Genomic DNA, 18456 nt, shown 5'->3' with positions numbered 1-18456 from the left:
GACGACGCCCGCGAGGGCTGAGCAGGCATCACAGCCGGGCGGGTCGCGCGACGCGCGCCCCGCCCGGCTCGCACAGAAGTTCTGAGAGAAAGAGGGGGGAGCATGGCCGGCAGCATCCTCGCACCGGAATCCGCGCTGATGCGGTTCCTCACGCGGATCGCGGATCTGATGATCCTGAACGTCCTGTTCATCCTCACCTCGATCCCGGTCATCACGATCGGGGCCTCGCTCACCGCCCTGAACTACGTGGGCATGCGGATCGCCACCGACACCGACCGGACGATCGTCGGCGACTACTTCCGTTCGTTCCGGCGGAACCTGAAACAGTCGACGCTGATCGCGCTGATCCTCGCGGCCGTCGGCGGGGCGCTCGCCGCCTGGTACATCGTCGTCACGACAGCCCCGCTCCCGTCGATCGCCGTGATCGTGCTCCTGGCCGTCTGGTACCTGCTGGTCTTCATGTTCGCGATGTCGACGCTCTACGTCTTCCCCTATCTCGCGCGGTTCGAGGGCGGCAATCGCGAAGTGCTGCGCAACGCCCGGCTGATGTCGATCCGGCATCCGCTGGCACCGCTGACCGTCATCGTGCTCATCGCGCTCAGCATCGTCGTGACCATCTACTATCCGCAGGCCACGGTGTGGGGCCTGCTCTGGCTGATGATCGGCTTCGCCGGAATCGCCTATCTCGGCGGCGCGCTCTTCGCCCGCGTGTTCGAGAAGTACGCACCTGCATCCACGCCCGCCCTCGACGAAGAGGAATAGCACCCCGTGCACACGCAGTCCATCGAACAGTGGCTCTTCTCGCGAGCGGACGACCCAGACGCCTGGGCGAAGCGATACGACGACGCCGCGTGGCGAGCGGTCGTCGTCCCGCACGACTGGAGCGTCGAGGAGGAGTTCTCCGCCACCCTCTCCAGCGGAACGGGATACCTGCCCGGAGGTGTCGGCTGGTACCGCTCGCATGTGCCGACAGGTGCACTCGGGCTCCACGACGACAGCGTGGTGCGCCTCGTCTTCCACGGCGTCTACAAGAACGCCGAGGTCTGGGTCAACGGCTACCACTTGGGCAGCCGGCCATCGGGGCACGCGCGTTTCTCATTCGACGTCAGCGAGATCCTCTCCTACGCCACAGACGGCGATCTCGTCATCAGCGTGCGCGTCGAGCACACCGACATCTCGGACTCCCGCTGGTACAACGGCTCCGGCATCACCCGGCGCGTCGAGCTCGAGGTGCACGAGCCGGTGCACCTGCGCGAGCACGGCACGGTGGTGACGACACTCGAAGCGGATGCCGCTGCGGCGACGATCCGTGTCGAGCAGACGCTCGTCAACAGCACAGCCGAGCCGGTCACCGTGCAGGCGCTGCACGAACTGGCCTCCCTGACGACCGGCCGCGTGCACTCCGCCGAAGTGTCCGTGCGGATCGAGCCGGGAGCTGCGGCGTCGACGTCGACGGACATGCGGATCGCCGATCCCGAGCTCTGGTCCGACGATGATCCGCGTCTGCAACGGCTCACCACGACCCTCTCGTGGTCGGACGGTGTCACGTCAGGGGAGGCGCAGTACAGCGAGGTCATCGGCATCCGCACCTTCCGATTCGACGCCGACCACGGCTTCTCGATCAACGGCCGGCCGCGCACGCTCACCGGTGTCTGCCTGCACGAGGATGCCGGTTGCCTCGGCACGGCGGTCCCGGCCGAAGTGTGGTTGCGGCGCCTCCTGATCCTCAAGGAGATGGGGTGCAACGCCATCCGCATGGCGCACAATCCGCACTCGCCGGAGCTGTACACCCTGTGCGACGCGCTCGGGTTCTACGTCATCGATGAGGCCTTCGACGAGTGGGAGAACGCGAAGAACAAGTGGTGGCAGGGGCACAACGTCTACCCGCCGCGCCACCAGGGCTACGCCGCGGACTTCCCGGAATGGCACGAACGCGACCTGAGGACGATGGTCGAGGCGGGTCGCAACCGTCCGTCGATCATCGCGTGGAGCATCGGCAACGAGATCGACTACCCGAACGATCCGTACGCCAGCCCGCTGTTCACGGAGATGACGGGCAACAACGACGCGAACAAGCCGGATGCCGAGCGGGTGTACGACCCGACCCGTCCCGACATCCGGCGCCTCACCACGATCGCCCGGAATCTCGCACGCATCGTGCGGGAGAGCGATCCGACCCGACCGGTGACCCTGGCCGCCGCGTTCCCGGAACTCTCCAGTCGCACGGGCCTGCTCGATCCGCTCGACGTCGTCGGATACAACTACAAGGAGCACCTCTACGAGGAGGACCACCGCCGATTCCCGGACAAGCCGCTGCTGGGCAGTGAGAACTCGCACCGGTACGCGGATTGGCAGGCCGTCGCACGCAACGACTACATCGCGGGTCAGTTCCTCTGGACCGGGATCGACTATCTCGGCGAGGCGTACGGATGGCCCATCCACGGATCGGGCGCCGGCCTGCTCACGCTCGCCGGCTTCCCCAAGCCCATATCGCAGCTGCGTCGCAGCTGGTGGTCGGAGGAGCCGTTCGCGCATCTCGCCGTCAGGCCGTTCGCCGAGGGCGAGGCGCCGCTGTGGAGCCACCCGGTCTCTCGGGCGGTCGACTTCGCGGCGGCGGGTCCGACCGAGGTGCTGTGCTTCGCGCAGGCCGATTCGATAATCCTGGCAGTCGGCGGCGAGCAGGTCGTGGCCGAATGGGACGATGAGCAGGGCTACTGGCGTGCGGTCGTGCCGGCGCTGAACGGACCGGTCGAGGTGCAGGCGCTGCGCGGTGGCGTCGTGGTCGCCACCGATCGGCTCGCGACTGTCGGCGGGCCGGCGAGCCTCGAGGCGGTCGTCTGGCAGGCGCCGGCGGATGCCTCAGACCGGTGTGCTGCTGTCGGCCTGTCCACCGGCGGCATCGTCCAGATCGAATGCACGCTTCGTGACGCCCAGGGCGCGCTCGCCCGCGGCGACGTGCTCGTCGAGGCGAGCGTCGAGGGCGGCGTGCTGCTCGGGCTGGAGAACGGCGACCTCGCTGACGTCACGGCTTATGCGCTTCCGCGGCGGCGCACTCTGGACGGACGCCTGATCGTCTTCGTGCGCGCCGACGGGGCGGCATCCGTCGTGCTGCGCGCCGAGGGCCTGGAAGATGTCCGCGTGGTGATCGAGTGATGCGATACTGGCGAAGGTCGGCGCGAGGCGCCCGACGTGCATCGTCGGGATCGCGGTGGGGGAGCTGAGGGAGTGAGTATGGTCGTGTCGAGGCGGACATCGCGGGACATCCGCAGCGACTCCCGCGTCGAAGTCCTGCATGCCGTGCTGTCAGCGGGGCAGACCACGAGGAACGGCGTCGCCCGGTCCACCGGCCTGAGCCCGGCCACTGTCGCGACGATCGTCGGCGAGCTCATCGACGAGGGCATCGTGGCCGAGACCCGCGGCATCGCCGGAGGCATCGGCCGTCCGACCGCGCTGATCGGCATGAACGGCGAACGCGGCCGGGTCATCGGCGTCGACGTGGCCGAGACCTACGTGCGCATCGTGCTCTTCGACATCGCCCTGACCCAGCTCGCCACCACGGTGACCGAACGCGACGAGAATGTGCTCGATCCGGCATCCGTCGTGGAGGAGATCGGCGGCGCAGTCGACCGGATGCTCGTTCAGGAAGACGTCTCACGCGACGACGTGCTGGGCGTCGGCCTCTCGCTGCCTGCGCTCGTGCAGGAGCCGTCCGGTGTCTCGGTGCTGGTGCCGAACTGGACGTGGCATTCCGTCGAGCTCGAGCAGCTGCGCACCCGGATCGGCCTGCCGCTCGTCATCGAGAACCCGCTCAAGGCGATGGTCGCCGCCGAACTCTGGCTCGGGCGCGGCCGGTCCGCCGCGAGTCTGGTCACGGTGAACCTCGGCACCGGCGTCGGGGCCGGCATCGTCCTCGAGGGGCGGATCCTTCGCGGCGCGACCAACTCCGCCGGAGAGTGGGGGCACTCGCTGCTCGTGCTCGACGGGCGCCGCTGCCGCTGCGGGCGGAACGGCTGCGTGGAGGCGTACATCGGAGCCCCCGGCATCCAGCAGACCCTTCGCGAGATCGCGCCGGACCATCCGCTGGCCGACGTCGCGCTGCAGGCCGATTTCATCGCCGCCCTCGCCGCTGCCGCGAACGCGCCGGACCCGGACCCGGCCGTCGCAGAGACGCTCGACCGGACCGCCTACTATCTCGGGTCGGCGCTCGCCGATCTCGTCGCCATCGTGAACCCCGACGTCGTCACGCTCACGGGCTGGACCACGTGGGGCCTCGGCTCCCACCTGCTCGAGCCCGCGCGCCGCCACCTGCGCGAGCAGTCTCCCGGACACGCCGGGGGCGACGTCGAACTGGTCGTGTCGACGGTCTCGGGCAACCCGGTCGCGACCGGTGTCGCCCTGATCGCGCTCGAGCGCTTCCTCGTCGATGCGGGCCTGCTGACGACGCACATCCCCGTCGCCCTCTGAACACCCGGGAGACCACGAGGCCCCGCCACCCGATCGGGTGGCGGGGCCTCGTGTCGGCGGTGGTTATCCGCGCGTCCACTGCTGGGTCGGCGAGGAGGGGTCGCACGCGGCCAGGGCGAGTCCCCACTCGTTCGCCGGCGTCGCGAGGCACAGGCCGGGGTCCGCGCCGCTGCTGATCGTCAGGTCGGCGTTCACCCGCCACTGCTGCGTCGCGTCTCCCGAGCAGTCGGCGATGGCGAGAGCGCTCCCGGCGATCGGGCCGTCGACGGCCTCGACGCAGAGGTCGCCGTACACCGACAGCTCTCCGGTATCCGTCGCGTGGAACGACTGGTTTCCGCCGCCGTTGCAGTGCCACAGCCCGAGCTGCGTGCCTGGCGCGGTCGAGCCGCCCGGCACGTCGATGCACACCCCATGCGCGACGCTCTTCAGAGGATCGCCCGGAGGAGCGGGCGGCAGGTCGTTCAGCTGCTCCTTCTTGAGCAGGCCCCAGCCCCACTGCAGCTGTGCGAGTCCGGACTCGTTCGTCACCTCGAGCCCGCCGTCGGCGGTCTGCTCCGTCAGCGTGTACGAGTCGCCGGTGCGAAGCCCCGGCCAGTAGACGACGCCCATTCCCTGGTCGCGGGTCACCTCGGTGAGCGCGCCGAGGTATGCGGTGGACACGTCTCCCTCGTGGTTGCCGTAGTTCAGGCCCGTGGTCATGGGGGAGCCGGCCTCGGACACCAGCGTGCGCCAGCCGTACTCGCCGATGCGCGGCAGGAGATTCGCCTTCCATTCCGCTTCGGTGGTGTGGCTCGCCCAGAAGCCGTAGAAGTGCAGCGACAGCAGCGTGCCATCCAGCTCTTCCGCCGCCCCCACGCCCGTCACGTCGTCGTTGTACCCGGTGCCCGAGACGATGACGCGCTTGCGCGGCACGGCGGAGTGGTCGTCGAGCCATCCGGACGTCAGGGACACCCACTCGTCGAGCGAGTACCCGAACGGCTCGTTCATCGGCTCGAAGTACACCTTCGGGTTCTTGGCGTACGCGGCCACGACGGTGTCCCACATGGCATCGAAGGCCGCCGGGTCATCGGCGCGCCCGTCCTTCGCGTCATCGGCCTCCCAGTAGCTGAGGATGACTTTGAAGCCGCTGTCGGTCGAGGCGTCGATGGCAGCCCGATACGACTCCCACCAGTCGGTGCCGACGCTCGACGGGTTGATGGGCAGCCGGACCGTGTTGGCCCTGACCTCCTCGCGGAACTCGCTGACGATCGCGGCGGACTTGTCGTACGTGGTGTCGTAGTCGTCGGCGACGCTGAGGCCCGACGGCACGACCTCGTCGTCGGCGTAGTTGTCCCGGGGGTCGGCCCAGTTCACGCCGCGGAACTCGTTGGTGCTGTGGGGGCCTCCCTGAGCCGCCGTGGCCGGCAGGGGGGAGAGGCCCATCAGGAGGGCGGCGGCCGCGACGGCCGCTCCGATCTGTCTCTTCATCGGGATCCGTTCGATTCGGGTGCGCGACTCTGCGCGGATGTCGACGGGTATCGACACCCGGCCAGCGTTGCACGGGAGGCGCTAATACTCAAGGGTTAAAACAACGGTGAGAAAAAGTGCTTGCGGTTGTGCGTCCCGGGTCTATAGCGTTGCTGGAATGATCACCGCCGTCGTTGGATCTGCCTCGCCCGTCATCGATCGCCGCATCTACGGGCAGTTCGCCGAACACCTGGGGCGCGGCATCTACGAGGGCCTCTGGGTCGGAGAATCCTCTGAGATCCCGCATCGCAACGGGCTGCGCACCGACGCGATCCAGGCGCTGCGAGACATCAAGGTGCCGGTCGTACGTTGGCCGGGGGGATGCTTCGCCGACGAATACCACTGGCTGCAGGGGATCGGTCCCGAACGCGGTGCGATGGTGAACACGCACTGGGGCGGTGTGGTCGACCCGAACGAGTTCGGCACCCACGAATACTTCGAGCTGCTGAACCAGCTCGACGCGGAGGCCTACATCAACGGCAACGTGGGCAGCGGCAGCGTCGCCGAGATGCAGGACTGGATCGAGTACATGACGCTCGACAGCCACACGCCGATGGCGGAGCTCCGCAAGAGCCACGGACGCGCCCAGCCGTGGAAGGTGCAGTTCTTCGGCGTCGGGAACGAGAGCTGGGGATGCGGCGGCAACATGATGCCCCTGCACTACGCGAACCTGTACCGGCAGTACCAGACCTACGTGCGCGACTACGGCGACAACCGCATCACCAAGGTCGCGTGCGGGGCGAACGCCGACGACTACGAATGGACCGACGTCCTGATGGCTCGCGCCGCCGGTCACATGGATGCGCTGAGCCTGCACTATTACACGCTCCCCACCGGGAACTGGGACGTGAAGGGCGCGGCCAGGGACTTCGACGATGCGTCCTGGTACGAGACCATCCGCCGCACCCTGTTCATGGACACCCTGCTCAGTCGGCACGGCGAGATCATGGATCGTTACGACCCGGCGAAGCGCGTCGGCATCTACGTCGACGAGTGGGGCACCTGGTACGACGTCGAGCAGGGCACCAACCCGGGCTTCCTCTACCAGCAGAACACGATGCGCGACGCCGTGGTGGCGGCGCTGAACTTCCACGTGTTCCACCGGCACGCGGCCCGCGTGCGGATGACGAACATCGCGCAGATGGTGAACGTGCTGCAGGCGATGCTGCTCACCGACGGTCCACGGCTGATCAAGACGCCGACGTACTTCGCCTTCGCGCTGTACACCGATCACCATGACGCGACGCTGCTGCCGATCGAGGGCTCGCTGCCGCCGCACACTGACGTCACGGCATCCCTCAAGGACGGGGCCGTCACCGTCAGCGCCGTGAACTACGCGCTGGATCGCCCTGCGCGGATCGAGATCGATCTGCCGGGCGCCGTCGGCACCATCCGGCGCAGTGAGATCCTCGCCGGAGCGTCGACGGACCACAACACGTTCGAGGTGCCCTCGGCCGTGGGGCTGACGGCGTTCGAGGGCGTGGCGGTGACCGGCTCGCGGCTGGTGCTCGACCTGCCGCCGTGCAGCATCGTCACCGTGCGCGCCGACGTCGCCGGCAGCTGAGGCTCGCGCCTCTCGAGGGGACACGATGCAGCGACTCGACGACTTCTGGGCGCACGACCCGTACATCCTCCCGTACGCCGCCGAGTCGACCTACTATCTGTACACCGCGGCACGTGACCAGCCCGCGGTCGTCGCGTACCGGAGCGCCGACCTCGGTTCCTGGGATGACGTGCCGGTGGTCGTGTTCCGGGTGCCGGAGGATTCCTGGGCGTCGGCGTCCGAAGCGCCGTGGGCTCCGGAGGTGCACGAGTATCGTGGCCGCTTCTACCTGTTCACGACCTTGCACGACTCGTCGAGGCAACTGGAGGTACCCGGCGGGGCGCGCTTCCGCGCGTTCGCCGAGGGCGGCGGCACCGAGTACATTCCGACGGCGCGCGGCACGGTGATCGCCGTGGCTGATCATCCGGCCGGGCCGTTCGAGCTGCTGCGCACGGACGCGCCGGTCGCTCCGGCCGAGTTCATGACCCTGGATGGCACGCTCTTCGTCGATGACGACGGCACGCCTTGGATGGTCTACGCGCACGAATGGGTGCAGATCTTCGACGGGACCATCGAGGCCGTGCCGCTCACACCCGATCTCACGGCCACCGCCGGTGATCCGGTCCTCCTGTTCCGCGGCTCGGAGGCGGCGCTGCTCCGCAGGCTGCCCCCGAGCGCCCGCACCCGGATGCCGTATGTCACCGATGGGCCGCAGCTGAGGCGACTGCGCAGCGGAGCGCTGCTGATGCTGTGGGCGACGTACCAGCCGCGCGATGACGGTTCCGACTATGTCGAGACCATGGCCGTATCGCACAGCGGCCGGCTGACGGGGCCGTGGGAGCAGCTCGACACGCTGGTCGACGGCAACGCCGGCCACGGCATGCTGTTCGACGCCTTCGACGGGCGCACGATGCTCGTGCTGCATCGCGGAATGGGCACTCCGCGCGTACGCGCCGAACTGCACGAGGTCGTCGAGGACGAGGATCGTGTTCGGCTCGTGGACTGAGGCTTCCCGCAGTTCAAAGAGCGCAAACGGCTGCATCCGAGGGTGAAATGCAGCCGTTTGCGCTCTTCGAATGGAAGTGGCTCAGGCCAGCGCGGTCACCAGAGCTGCGGCGGCGGATGCCGAGGACTGAGGGTTCTGCCCGGTGATGAGGAGTCCGTCGACCAGAGTGTGGTCGCTCCACGGCGCCGAGACCTCGACGCGGGCGCCGAGGGTGCGCAGCGACTGCTCGAGCAGGAACGGCGCCCGATCGGCGAGCCCGCCGATGCGCTCCTCCTCGTCGGAGAACCCGGTGAGGCGGCGTCCGGCGATGACCGGCTCCCCCGCCGCCGTGCGCGCGGGAAGGAGCGCAGCGAGTCCGTGGCAGACGGCGGCCAGCGGCCGTCCGGCGGCGACGGTCGCTGCGATCAGCGCCGCGGAGTCTGTGTCCACGGCCAGGTCCTGCATCGGGCCGTGCCCGCCGGGGTAGTAGACGGCGTCGTAGGCGTCGGCATCCACGTCCGCGAGGGTCAGCGGGGCGGCGAGTCCGGCGATCTCGGCGATGGCGGCGGCATCCCCCTCGCCGAGGCTCGCGGCATCCGCGATCGGCGTCACGCCGCCGGGGTCGCGAAGACGACGTCATGGCCGGCCTCGTTGAGCAGGCGGTACGGGGCGAGCAGCTCCTCGGCCCAGTAGCCGGTGGGGTGCGCGGTCCCGTCGGAGAGGATCCAGATGCGGGCGCCGGTGACGACGAAGAGAACAGTGGACATGGGAGCTCCAGAGAGTCTGACGGCGGATGCCGTGCGGATGACGATATCGGTGACAACGGCCGCCCCGGGCCTCTCATTCCGATATCTTCCTGATATGAACGATCGGAATTCCGATGGCCTGAAGGATCTCGGGCTGTGGCGCACCTTTCTCGCGGCGCATCGCTCCGGCTCGGTGTCAGCGGCCGCGCGGATGCTGGGACTCGCGCAGTCGACGGTGACCGCACAGCTGCAGGCGCTGGAGAAGAGCATGGGCGAGCCGCTGTTCGTGCGGCTCGCGCGCGGCATCCGCCCGACCGCTCGCGCCGATGAGCTCGCGTCACGGCTGGCGGGTCCGCTCGATGCGCTGGTCGAGGCCGTGGGTGCGCGGCCGGTCACCGAGCCGCCGCGCCTTCGGTTGGGCGGGGCCGCCGAGTTCCTCGCCCGTGTCGCGCTGCCGGCTCTCGCGCCCGCAGTCGCCGATGGGCTCCGCCTCGTCGTGACCGCCGGGCTGGCCGAGGATCTCCTCGGAGAACTCCGAGTCGGCAGCCTCGACCTGGTCATCTCCGCTGTGCGCCCTCGCGGCCGCGCCCTGCCGGTGGCACCGTTTCTCGACGAGGAGCTCGTCCTCGTCGCCGCACCGTCGCTCGGAATCATTCCCTCATCCGAGCTGCGAGCGGATGCTCTCGAGGGGACGCCGCTGCTCGCCTACGCACGAGATGTCCCGATTCTTCGCCGGTACTGGCGGCATGTTTTCGGCATCCGCCTGGAGCGCGAACCGGCACTGATCGCGCCCGACCTGCGTGCGCTCGCCGCAGCCGCCGTCGCCGGAGCCGGCGTCACCGTGCTCCCGACGTATCTCATCGCCGACGAGCTGGCGGATGGTCGCCTCGTCGTCGTGCGCGAGACCGAGGACCCGCCGATCAACACGCTCTACCTGGTGCGGCGACCGGGTCCGCTCACCGGGGGTGTCGCGGTGGTCGAGCAGACGTTGCGGGCCGCGGTGGCAGAGCTCTGAGAGTGCTCTCGCTGACCTCGCTCCGTCAGCGCGCGAGCCAGTTCCGCAGGGATCGGGTGACCCACGGGAGCACCCAGTACGTCATGATCGGCGTGAGCACGAGGGTGGTGATCAGCACGCGCAGCCAGATCGGCAGCACGTCACCCCAGCCCGGGATCGGGCTCATCAGGTAGGCGAACGCGATGTTCAGCGGGAAGAACCCGAGCCAGATCGCCACGGCCTGCTTCCAGCGCGGCGGTGCGGCCGCGACCTCGGTCGCGCCGGTGGCGGCATCCACGACGGTGATCGATCCGGTCGCCGGCTCGTCGAACCAGCCCTCGATGCCGGTGCGGCGCTTCGAGCGCTCGCTGCGGACGAAGCCCTCGCCCATCGACAGCCACCACTCGCGTTCGGCGGAGCGCTCCCACGCCTCGAGGGTCTCGTCGCCGGCGAAGCGGTAGAGCATGTGCCACACCTGGGAGTGCTCGCCGGCGCGGACCCACCCCGATCCGAGGAACCCCGGATACGTGCTCGCGAGATTCAGCCCGGTCTGCACCCAGGCGGTGGCTTCCGCGATGCGGGCGGGGTCGACCTCACGGCGGATGGAGACGGTGATCGGCAGGGTGCTGGATTCGCGGGACATCGTGGCCTCAGGAGAGCAGGCAGCCCGGATCACGGGCACGCCCGAGTGCGGATGCGCCAGGGTCTCGGCGCGGTGTCGATTCTACGCTCGGCTGCCCGCTGGAGTTTCAGAGAGCGCAAACGGCTCGAAATCCGGCGTTCTTCGAGCCGTTTGCGCTCTCCGAATCAGATTCTCAACGGCCGAGAGCCGAGGCGACACGGCGGAGGAGTTCGGCGCGGTTCTTCAGCAGTGAAGAGGTGACTTCGATCACGATCCAGCCGGCGGAGCGGAGAGCGGCGATCCGCTCGACGTCTCGCGCCCAGCTCTCGCCGTGCAGCATCCCGAGGTACTCGATCGCGACGCGCTTCTCGCGATACGCCATGTCGACGCAACCGAGGAAGCGACCGCGCTCGTCGAACAGATCGACGTTGAGTTCGGGTTCCGGCAGGCCGGCGCTCACCAGGACGTGCCGGACCAGGGACTCGCGCGGCGACCAGGAGTCTTCGCGGATCCATTCGAGGGCTTCGCGGAGACGGGATGCTCCGCGTCGGCGTCCGGCGTCGGCGGCTGCCTTCAGTTCGGCCACGGTCGCGAGCGGCTCTCGTCCGGCATGCGGCCGGCCATGCCCTTCGCGCCATCGTCGGCAGAAGTAGTCACCGAGTGCGATCAGATCGGGAACCGACAAGGAACCGAGGGATGCCCATGTCGAGGCAGGGGAGGACACCCGAAGCCCTTCGTGCTCCCGCACCGTCATGAGGCTGGACAGCGTGCGATGCCCGGCGACTCCCGCCGCGCGCGGGAGCGGTGCCGGGCCCAGAGCGCAGACGTGCAGGTCGAGGTGCGCGAAGTCCAGGGGTCTGCCCCGCGGGTCGAATTCGAGCGGCAGCGGACCGCCCCACACGGACGCGGCGGTCTGCCGGCTGAAGCAATGCCCGGGATGCAGCCGCGGTTCATATTCACGGGCGCGCATCACGCGGAAGAGTCGCTGCCGATCGTAGGGGTCCTCGGTCTCCACCGTGTCGGAATCATCGATGGCATCCGTCTGGATGCGCACGCCGTGGAAGGGGCGGCTGAGGTCGGAGCCGCGCAACCTGCCTCGACCGATTCCGTTCGCTTTCGCAACGGTGACGGTGAAGGCCGAGCCGAGGTGTGTCGGCAGATTCTGCTTTCGTCCCATGGCGACACCGTGCCAGCAACGTCGCCCGCTTCGCAGAAGTTGTCCACAGGTGACCCTCCTGAACCTTCAAAGAGCGCAAACGGCTCGAAAACCGCCGAAAATCGAGCCGTTTGCGCTCTTTGAAAGGAGGAGAGAGAAGAGAAAGACCCCCGCCGACCCGATTCGGCGGGGGTCTTGCGGTGATGAACCGCGATGGGAGCGACCAGAGCGCTCACCGGTGCGCGGAATCTTGCGACTACCCGATCCGGTCTGAGTCCATCCGCGCACCTGCAGGTATACGCATCGGAAGTGTCCGCATGGTGAACCGGAGGTGAAGGATCCGGGATCGGGCCGGACGTCGCCTGGAAGCGCTTGCGCGCAGATGCCTTCTCGCGCCCGGATGCCTGATCATTCCGGCAAGAATGATATGGAAGCGCTTGCAGTAGCGGCGTGATCCCTGCTACGTTCGGCTCCAAGCATCCGGGCACTGCGTCGTGCCCTCCCCACCCCCAGGGAGATCTCCGTGTCGAAGAAGACCGCCCCGCGCCTGTCAGCGCTCCTGTCCGCGACGGTGCTCGTCGCCTCCAGCCTCATCGCCTCCGTCCCTGCCGCGGCCGTCGCCGCCGAGCGCACCGTGGCCCTCGTGGGCGACCTGCAGTCCGAGCTCGGCTGCGCCGCCGACTGGTCACCCGACTGCGCGCAGACCGAACTCGCCCCGACCGGCGCCGACGGCGTCTACTCCGCGGAGTTCGAGGTGCCGGCCGGCACCTACGCGTACAAGGTCGCTCTCAACGACTCCTGGGACGAGGCCTACGGTCTGGATGGCGGCGGAGACGACATCCCGCTGGTGCTCGCAGGTCCGGCCGTCCTCCGTTTCACCTTCGACGACACCCTCAAGCGGGTGGGTCTCGAAGTGACCGACATCCGCGGCGGCTACACGGCCGACGACGACGCTCTCGTCAAGGCGCCGGTCCGGCAGGCCGGCGACGGGGAGCAGTTCTACTTCGTGATGACCGACCGCTTCGCCAACGGCGACACCGCGAACGACGAGGGCGGCCTCGACGGCGACAGCCTCAGCACCGGCTTCGATCCGACGAACAAGGGGTTCTTCAACGGCGGCGACATCGCGGGCCTGCACGAGAAGCTGGACTACATCGAGGGTCTCGGCACCACGGCGCTCTGGCTCACCCCGAGCTTCGCGAACAAGCCGGTCCAGGGTGAGGGTGCGAACGCATCAGCCGGCTATCACGGGTACTGGGTGACCGACTTCACGCGCATCGACCCACACCTGGGCACCAACGCCGAGCTCGAGGCGCTCATCGCCGATGCGCACGCGCGCGGCATCAAGGTGTACTTCGACATCATCACCAACCACACCGCAGACGTGATCGACTACGCCGAGCAGTCCTACGACTACATCGACCAGGCGACATCGCCCTATACCGACAAGGACGGCAACGCCTTCAACCCGGATGACCTCGCCGGCACCGGCGACTTCCCCGAGCTCGACCCCGCGACGAGCTTCCCGTACACGCCCGTCGTCTCCGAGGACGTGAAGGTCCCGGCCTGGCTGAACGACCCGACGCTCTACCACAACCGCGGCAACTCGACCTGGTCCGGCGAGTCGGTCACCTACGGCGACTTCGACGGCCTGGACGACCTGATGACCGAGCATCCGACCGTCGTCAACGGCTTCACGGCGGTGTACCAGGACTGGATCGATCTCGGCATCGACGGGTTCCGCATCGACACCGCCAAGCACGTGAACTTCGAGTTCTGGGAGCAGTGGACGACCGACGTCCTCGACTACGCCCATGCCCAGGGCAACGACGAGTTCTTCATGTTCGGCGAGGTCTACGACGCCGACCCGGTGAAGCTCTCGCCCTACATCCGCGACACCGACATGAACTCGGTGCTCGACTTCACCTTCCAGTCGTCGGCGGTGAGCTTCGCCTCGGGCAACTCCGCGAAGGGGCTGCAGGCGCTCTTCGCCGGTGACGACTACTACACGACCGCCGATTCCTCCTCGACGGCGCTGCCGACCTTCCTCGGCAACCACGACATGGGCCGGGTCGGCTCTTTCCTGCGCTCGACGGATGCTCCGCTGCAGCGCGACGAGCTCGCGCACGAGCTGCTCTTCCTCAGCCGCGGCCAGCCGGTCGTCTACTACGGCGATGAGCAGGGTTTCGCCGGCACCGGCGGCGACAAGGATGCGCGTCAGTCGCTGTTCGCGACCCAGGTCGCCGAGTACGCGGACCAGAACCTCATCACCGGCGAGCAGGCCGGCTCCGTCGACCGCTTCGGGACGGATGCTCCGCTCTACCAGCACATCCAGGCGCTCGCGGCGCTTCGCTCGGAGCATCCCGCGCTCGTCAGCGGCGCGCAGGTCGAGCGCTACGCCGCATCCGGAGCCGGCGTCTACGCCTTCTCACGGGTGGATGCGGAGGACAGGACCGAGTACCTCGTCGCCGTGAACAACGCGACCAGTGCGCAGACCGTCGACCTCGCGACGCTGACGGCGGATGCCGCGTTCCAGCCGCTGTACGGCGATGCGGAAGCCGTCACCACCGGCGCCGACGCCACGACGAGCATCACGGTTCCGGCGCTGTCGGCCGTGGTGTGGAAGGCGGATGCCCAGGTCACCGCGCCTGCCGAGGTAGCGCCTCTCACGCTCGCGGCTCCGGCCGCGGGGGCCGGCATCGGCGGACAGGTCGCCGTGCAGGCCGACACCGCCGACCAGTGGCTGCAGACCAGCTTCGCCTGGCGGGTCGCCGGTGCCGACGAATGGCACCCGCTGGGCACCGCCGAAGACACCGACCCTCGGGTGTTCCACGACCTCCGCGGGCTCGAGCAGGGGACGCTCGTGGAGTATCGCGCGGTCACGACGGATGCCGCCGGCCACCACGCGGCAGCCTCGACCTACGCCTCGGTCGGCAACGCCGTCACACTGGAGGAGGGCGAAGAGCCCGAGTCGCCGATCGAGATGGTCACCGTGCCCGGCAGCCTGAACTCCGAGATGGGCTGCGCAGGCGACTGGGATCCGGCGTGCGAGAAGGCGAAGCTCGCCCTCGGCGCCGACGGCGTCTGGTCGGGCACGTTCGATCTGCCGGCCGGCGACTACGAGTACAAGGCGGCGATCAACGGCAGCTGGGCGGTCAACTACGGCGCGAACGGCGTGCTCGACGGAGGCAACATCACGATCAGCCACGCCGGCGGACCGATCAGCTTCTACTTCGACCCCCGCACGAACATCACGCAGTCCTCCGCGGAGGGCCCCATCGTGACCCTCCCCGGTTCGCTGCAGAGCGAACTCGGCTGTGCCGGCGACTGGGCGCCGGACTGCCTCGGCACGCTCATGGCCGACGGCGACCGCGACGGGGTCTACGAGTTCGCCACAGCCGCGCTGCCGACCGGGGCGTACGAACTCAAGGTCGCGCACGGCCTGAGCTGGGCCGAGAACTACGGCGCCGACGGCGTGCGCGACGGCGGCAACATCTCGTTCAGTGCCACCGAGGGCAAGGTCACCTCGTTCCGCTACACGGTCGCGACGCATGTGCTCGAGATCACGAGCGCCGATCCGCAGCTGCCGGGAACGGGCGAGCTGCGTGCGCACTGGATCGACGAGCGGACGCTGGCCTGGCCGGCGAACCTCGGCGCGGTCGATGGCGCGAGCTACCGCCTGCACTCGGCATCCGACGCCTCCCTCGCCGTCGCCGACGGCGCGGTGACCGGCGGCGAGGCGATCGACCTCGAGGTCGACGGCACCATTTCGGATGCGCAGGCGGAGCGCTTCCCCGCACTCGCCGGGTACGTCGCCCTGCGGGTGCCGGATGACGCGGATGCCGCGGCCCTGCTGCGCACCCAGCTGGCCGTCGCGCAGAGCGACGACGCAGACGGCCTCACCGCGTTCACCGGGGTGCAGATCCCCGGAGTTCTCGACGACCTGTACGCGGATGCCGTCGCCGACACCACCCTGGGAGTGAGCTTCTCGAAGAAGGCGCCCGCCTTCCGGCTGTGGGCGCCGACCGCTCAGCAGGTCACGCTGCTCACCTGGGATGCCGGCACCGATGCAGATCCGGTGCGGCATGAAGCGACGCGGGATTCCGCATCCGGCGTCTGGCAGGTCGATGGCGAGAAGGGCCATATGGGAGACGAGTTCCTCTGGGAGATCGTCGTCTACGCTCCGAGCACCGGCCTGATCGAGACCAACCTCGTCACCGACCCGTACTCGGTCGCGCTCACGGTGAACTCGGAGCGCTCGGTCGTGATCGACCTCGACGACAAGCAGTGGCAGCCGAAGCAGTGGCAGAAAGCCGAGGCGCCCGAGGTGGAGCGCTCGGTGGACCGGGCGATCTACGAACTGCACATCCGCGACTTCTCCATCAGCGACGAGACGGTGCCCGAGGCGGAGCGGGGCACCTACCTCGCGTTCACCCGCGACAGCGCGGGCACTGCTCAGCTGCGCGAGCTGGCGGACGCCGGGATCAACACCGTGCACCTGCTGCCGTCGTTCGACATCGCGTCGATAGAGGAGGACCGCGCGGCGCAGGCCGTGCCGGACTGCGATCTCGCCTCGTTCGCACCGGACAGCGATCAGCAGCAGGCGTGCGTGCAGGCGGTGGCAGACGCCGACGGCTTCAACTGGGGGTACGACCCGTACCACTACTCCGCGCCGGAAGGCTCCTACGCCGTGAATCCGGAGGGCGGAGCGCGGGTGTCCGAGTTCCGCTCGATGGTGGGCGCCTTGCACGACATGGGCCTGCAGGTGGTGCTCGACGAGGTGTACAACCACACCGCGGCATCCGGCCAGGCGGAGAAGTCCGTGCTCGACCGCGTCGTGCCCGGCTACTACCACCGGCTGAATGCGGCCGGCGGGGTCGAGACCTCCACCTGCTGCCAGAACGTCGCCACCGAGCACGAGATCGCCCAGAAGCTGATGGTCGATTCGATCGTCACGTGGGCGCGCGACTACAAGGTCGACGGGTTCCGGTTCGATCTGATGGGGCATCACTCCACGGCGAACATGCAGGCGATCCGGGATGCCCTGGACGCGCTCACCGTCAAGAAGGACGGCGTCGACGGGTCGAAGATCTACCTGTACGGCGAGGGCTGGAACTTCGGCGAGGTGTCGGACAACGCCCTGTTCGAGCAGGCGACGCAGGGCCAGCTCGGCGGCACAGGCATCGGCACGTTCAACGACCGCCTGCGCGACGCCGTGCACGGCGGCAGCCCGGTGGACTCGTCGTCGACGTTCCGCCAGGGCTTCGGCACGGGCCTCGGCACCGACCCGAACGGCGATCCGATCAATGGTTCGAAGGAGCAGGCGCTGGCCGACCTCGGGCACGAGACCGATCTCGTCAAGCTCGGTCTCGCCGGGAACCTCCGCGACTTCTCGTTCACGACGAGCGACGGCGGGCTCACGGCGGGCGTCGACATCGATTACCGGGGCTCTGCGGCCGGCTACGCCGAGCAGCCGGACGAGGTGATCAATTACGTCGACGCGCACGACAACGAGACGCTCTTCGACCTGTCAGTGCTGAAGCTGCCGGTGGAGACCTCGATGGCCGATCGGGTGCGGATGAACACGCTCTCGCTGGCGACGGTCACCCTCTCGCAGGCGCCCTCGTTCTGGCACGCGGGCACCGAACTCCTGCGCTCCAAGTCCCTCGACCGCAATAGCTACAACTCGGGCGACTGGTTCAACCGCATCGACTGGACGGGTCAGGAGTCGACGTTCGGCTCCGGCCTGCCGACCGCGGCTGACAACCAGGAGAAGTGGCCGGTCATGGCACCGCTGCTGGCGAACCCCGCGCTGAAGCCGGGCGCCGCAGACATGGCGGCAGCCGAGGCATCCGCTCTCGATCTGCTGCGGGTACGCGACGAGGTCGACCTGCTGCGCCTGGGTTCTGCGGAGCTGATCGCGCAGAAGGTGTCGTTCCCGAACGGCGGGACGGATGCCGCTCCCGGCGTGATCGTGATGCTCATCGACGATCTGCTGGGCGACGATGTCGACCCGGAGCTGGAGGGTGCGCTGGTCGTCTTCAACGCGACACCGGAGGCCGTCACCCAGACGGTCGGATCTCTCGCCGGGCGTGAGTTCGTGCTTGCGGATGCGCAGGTCGGAGGTGCGGATGCCGTGGTGAAGGCGACGACCTGGGACGCGGCATCCGGAACCGTGACGGTGCCGGCCCGGTCGGTGGCCGTGCTGGTCGACGAACAGGCGGGATCCGGTGGCGGCGGCAGCGGTGGCGGCGGCCTGGCCGCGACCGGCGTGGAGACGCCGTCGGGCTTCGCGCTCGCGGCGATTCTGCTGCTCGCTGCCGGCGTGCTGCTGACGCTTCGCCGTCGGACGTCCTCCCGAGGACGCTGAGCGAGGGAAGATAGCGCCGCGGCCGCTGAGGTCGCACAGCAGAAGCGCCGGCTCTGACAGTGTCAGAGCC

At 68.7% G+C, this 18456-nt stretch carries 12 protein-coding genes; 7 read left to right on the top strand and 5 right to left on the bottom strand.

The genetic code is table 11. From position 1 onward, the window contains the following. Nucleotides 1–102: 102 nt before the first annotated feature. The 3 genes from CUR96_RS14505 (at nt 103) to CUR96_RS14495 (ending at nt 4464) form a co-directional block, all read left to right on the top strand. Nucleotides 103–762 (top strand): YesL family protein, encoded by a 660-nt coding sequence (locus CUR96_RS14505; RefSeq protein ID WP_102194050.1) that lies wholly within the window; start codon nt 103–105, stop codon nt 760–762. Between the two features lie 6 nt (nt 763–768). Next, nucleotides 769–3153 (top strand): glycoside hydrolase family 2 TIM barrel-domain containing protein, encoded by a 2385-nt coding sequence (locus CUR96_RS14500; protein WP_102194049.1) that lies wholly within the window; start codon nt 769–771, stop codon nt 3151–3153. A gap of 78 nt (nt 3154–3231) precedes the next feature. Then, complete coding sequence (locus CUR96_RS14495) at nt 3232–4464, top strand: ROK family transcriptional regulator (protein WP_102194048.1); 1233 nt, start codon at nt 3232–3234, stop codon at nt 4462–4464. A 63-nt stretch (nt 4465–4527) separates the two neighbouring features. Here the strand turns inward: CUR96_RS14495 and CUR96_RS14490 are convergent, their stop codons facing one another. Then, nucleotides 4528–5931, bottom strand: coding sequence for a ricin-type beta-trefoil lectin domain protein (locus CUR96_RS14490; protein WP_102194051.1), 1404 nt, complete (start codon nt 5929–5931; stop codon nt 4528–4530). A 157-nt stretch (nt 5932–6088) separates the two neighbouring features. Here CUR96_RS14490 and CUR96_RS14485 point away from each other — a divergent pair, with 157 nt between their 5' ends. Beyond that, the gene (locus CUR96_RS14485; RefSeq protein ID WP_102194047.1) at nt 6089–7534 is read left to right on the top strand and encodes an alpha-N-arabinofuranosidase; all 1446 of its coding nucleotides are present in this window, start codon (nt 6089–6091) and stop codon (nt 7532–7534) included. A gap of 25 nt (nt 7535–7559) precedes the next feature. Beyond that, nucleotides 7560–8519 (top strand): glycoside hydrolase family 43 protein, encoded by a 960-nt coding sequence (locus CUR96_RS14480; RefSeq protein ID WP_102194046.1) that lies wholly within the window; start codon nt 7560–7562, stop codon nt 8517–8519. A gap of 81 nt (nt 8520–8600) precedes the next feature. On the opposite strand, the gene CUR96_RS14475 is transcribed toward CUR96_RS14480, so the two are convergent. After that, nucleotides 8601–9110, bottom strand: coding sequence for a DJ-1/PfpI family protein (locus CUR96_RS14475; protein WP_245861328.1), 510 nt, complete (start codon nt 9108–9110; stop codon nt 8601–8603). Beyond that, entirely contained in the window at nt 9107–9265 is a 159-nt protein-coding gene (locus CUR96_RS18800) for a hypothetical protein (RefSeq protein ID WP_245861327.1), read from the bottom strand. The genes CUR96_RS14475 and CUR96_RS18800 overlap by 4 nt, the downstream gene beginning before the upstream one ends. A gap of 94 nt (nt 9266–9359) precedes the next feature. Between CUR96_RS18800 and CUR96_RS14470 the strand changes: the two genes are divergently transcribed. Beyond that, nucleotides 9360–10259, top strand: coding sequence for a LysR family transcriptional regulator (locus tag CUR96_RS14470; protein WP_102194045.1), 900 nt, complete (start codon nt 9360–9362; stop codon nt 10257–10259). Between the two features lie 25 nt (nt 10260–10284). Here CUR96_RS14470 and CUR96_RS14465 read toward each other — a convergent pair whose 3' ends face one another. Next, the gene (locus CUR96_RS14465; protein WP_102194044.1) at nt 10285–10881 is read right to left on the bottom strand and encodes an antibiotic biosynthesis monooxygenase; all 597 of its coding nucleotides are present in this window, start codon (nt 10879–10881) and stop codon (nt 10285–10287) included. Nucleotides 10882–11053: 172 nt separating this feature from the next. Further along, nucleotides 11054–12037: a hypothetical protein gene (locus tag CUR96_RS14460; protein ID WP_102194043.1), complete on the bottom strand. Its 984-nt coding sequence runs from the start codon at nt 12035–12037 to the stop codon at nt 11054–11056. Nucleotides 12038–12539: 502 nt separating this feature from the next. Between CUR96_RS14460 and pulA the strand changes: the two genes are divergently transcribed. Then, on the top strand, nt 12540–18386 hold the full coding sequence (gene pulA, locus CUR96_RS14455; protein WP_102194042.1) for a pullulanase-type alpha-1,6-glucosidase: 5847 nt from the start codon (nt 12540–12542) through the stop codon (nt 18384–18386). Nucleotides 18387–18456: the final 70 nt, after the last annotated feature.

Source organism: Microbacterium aurantiacum, from assembly GCF_002872075.1.
GTDB lineage: Bacteria > Actinomycetota > Actinomycetes > Actinomycetales > Microbacteriaceae > Microbacterium > Microbacterium aurantiacum_A.
Note: the sequence above shows the minus strand (reverse complement) of the source record. Positions and strands in the feature narration are given on the sequence as shown.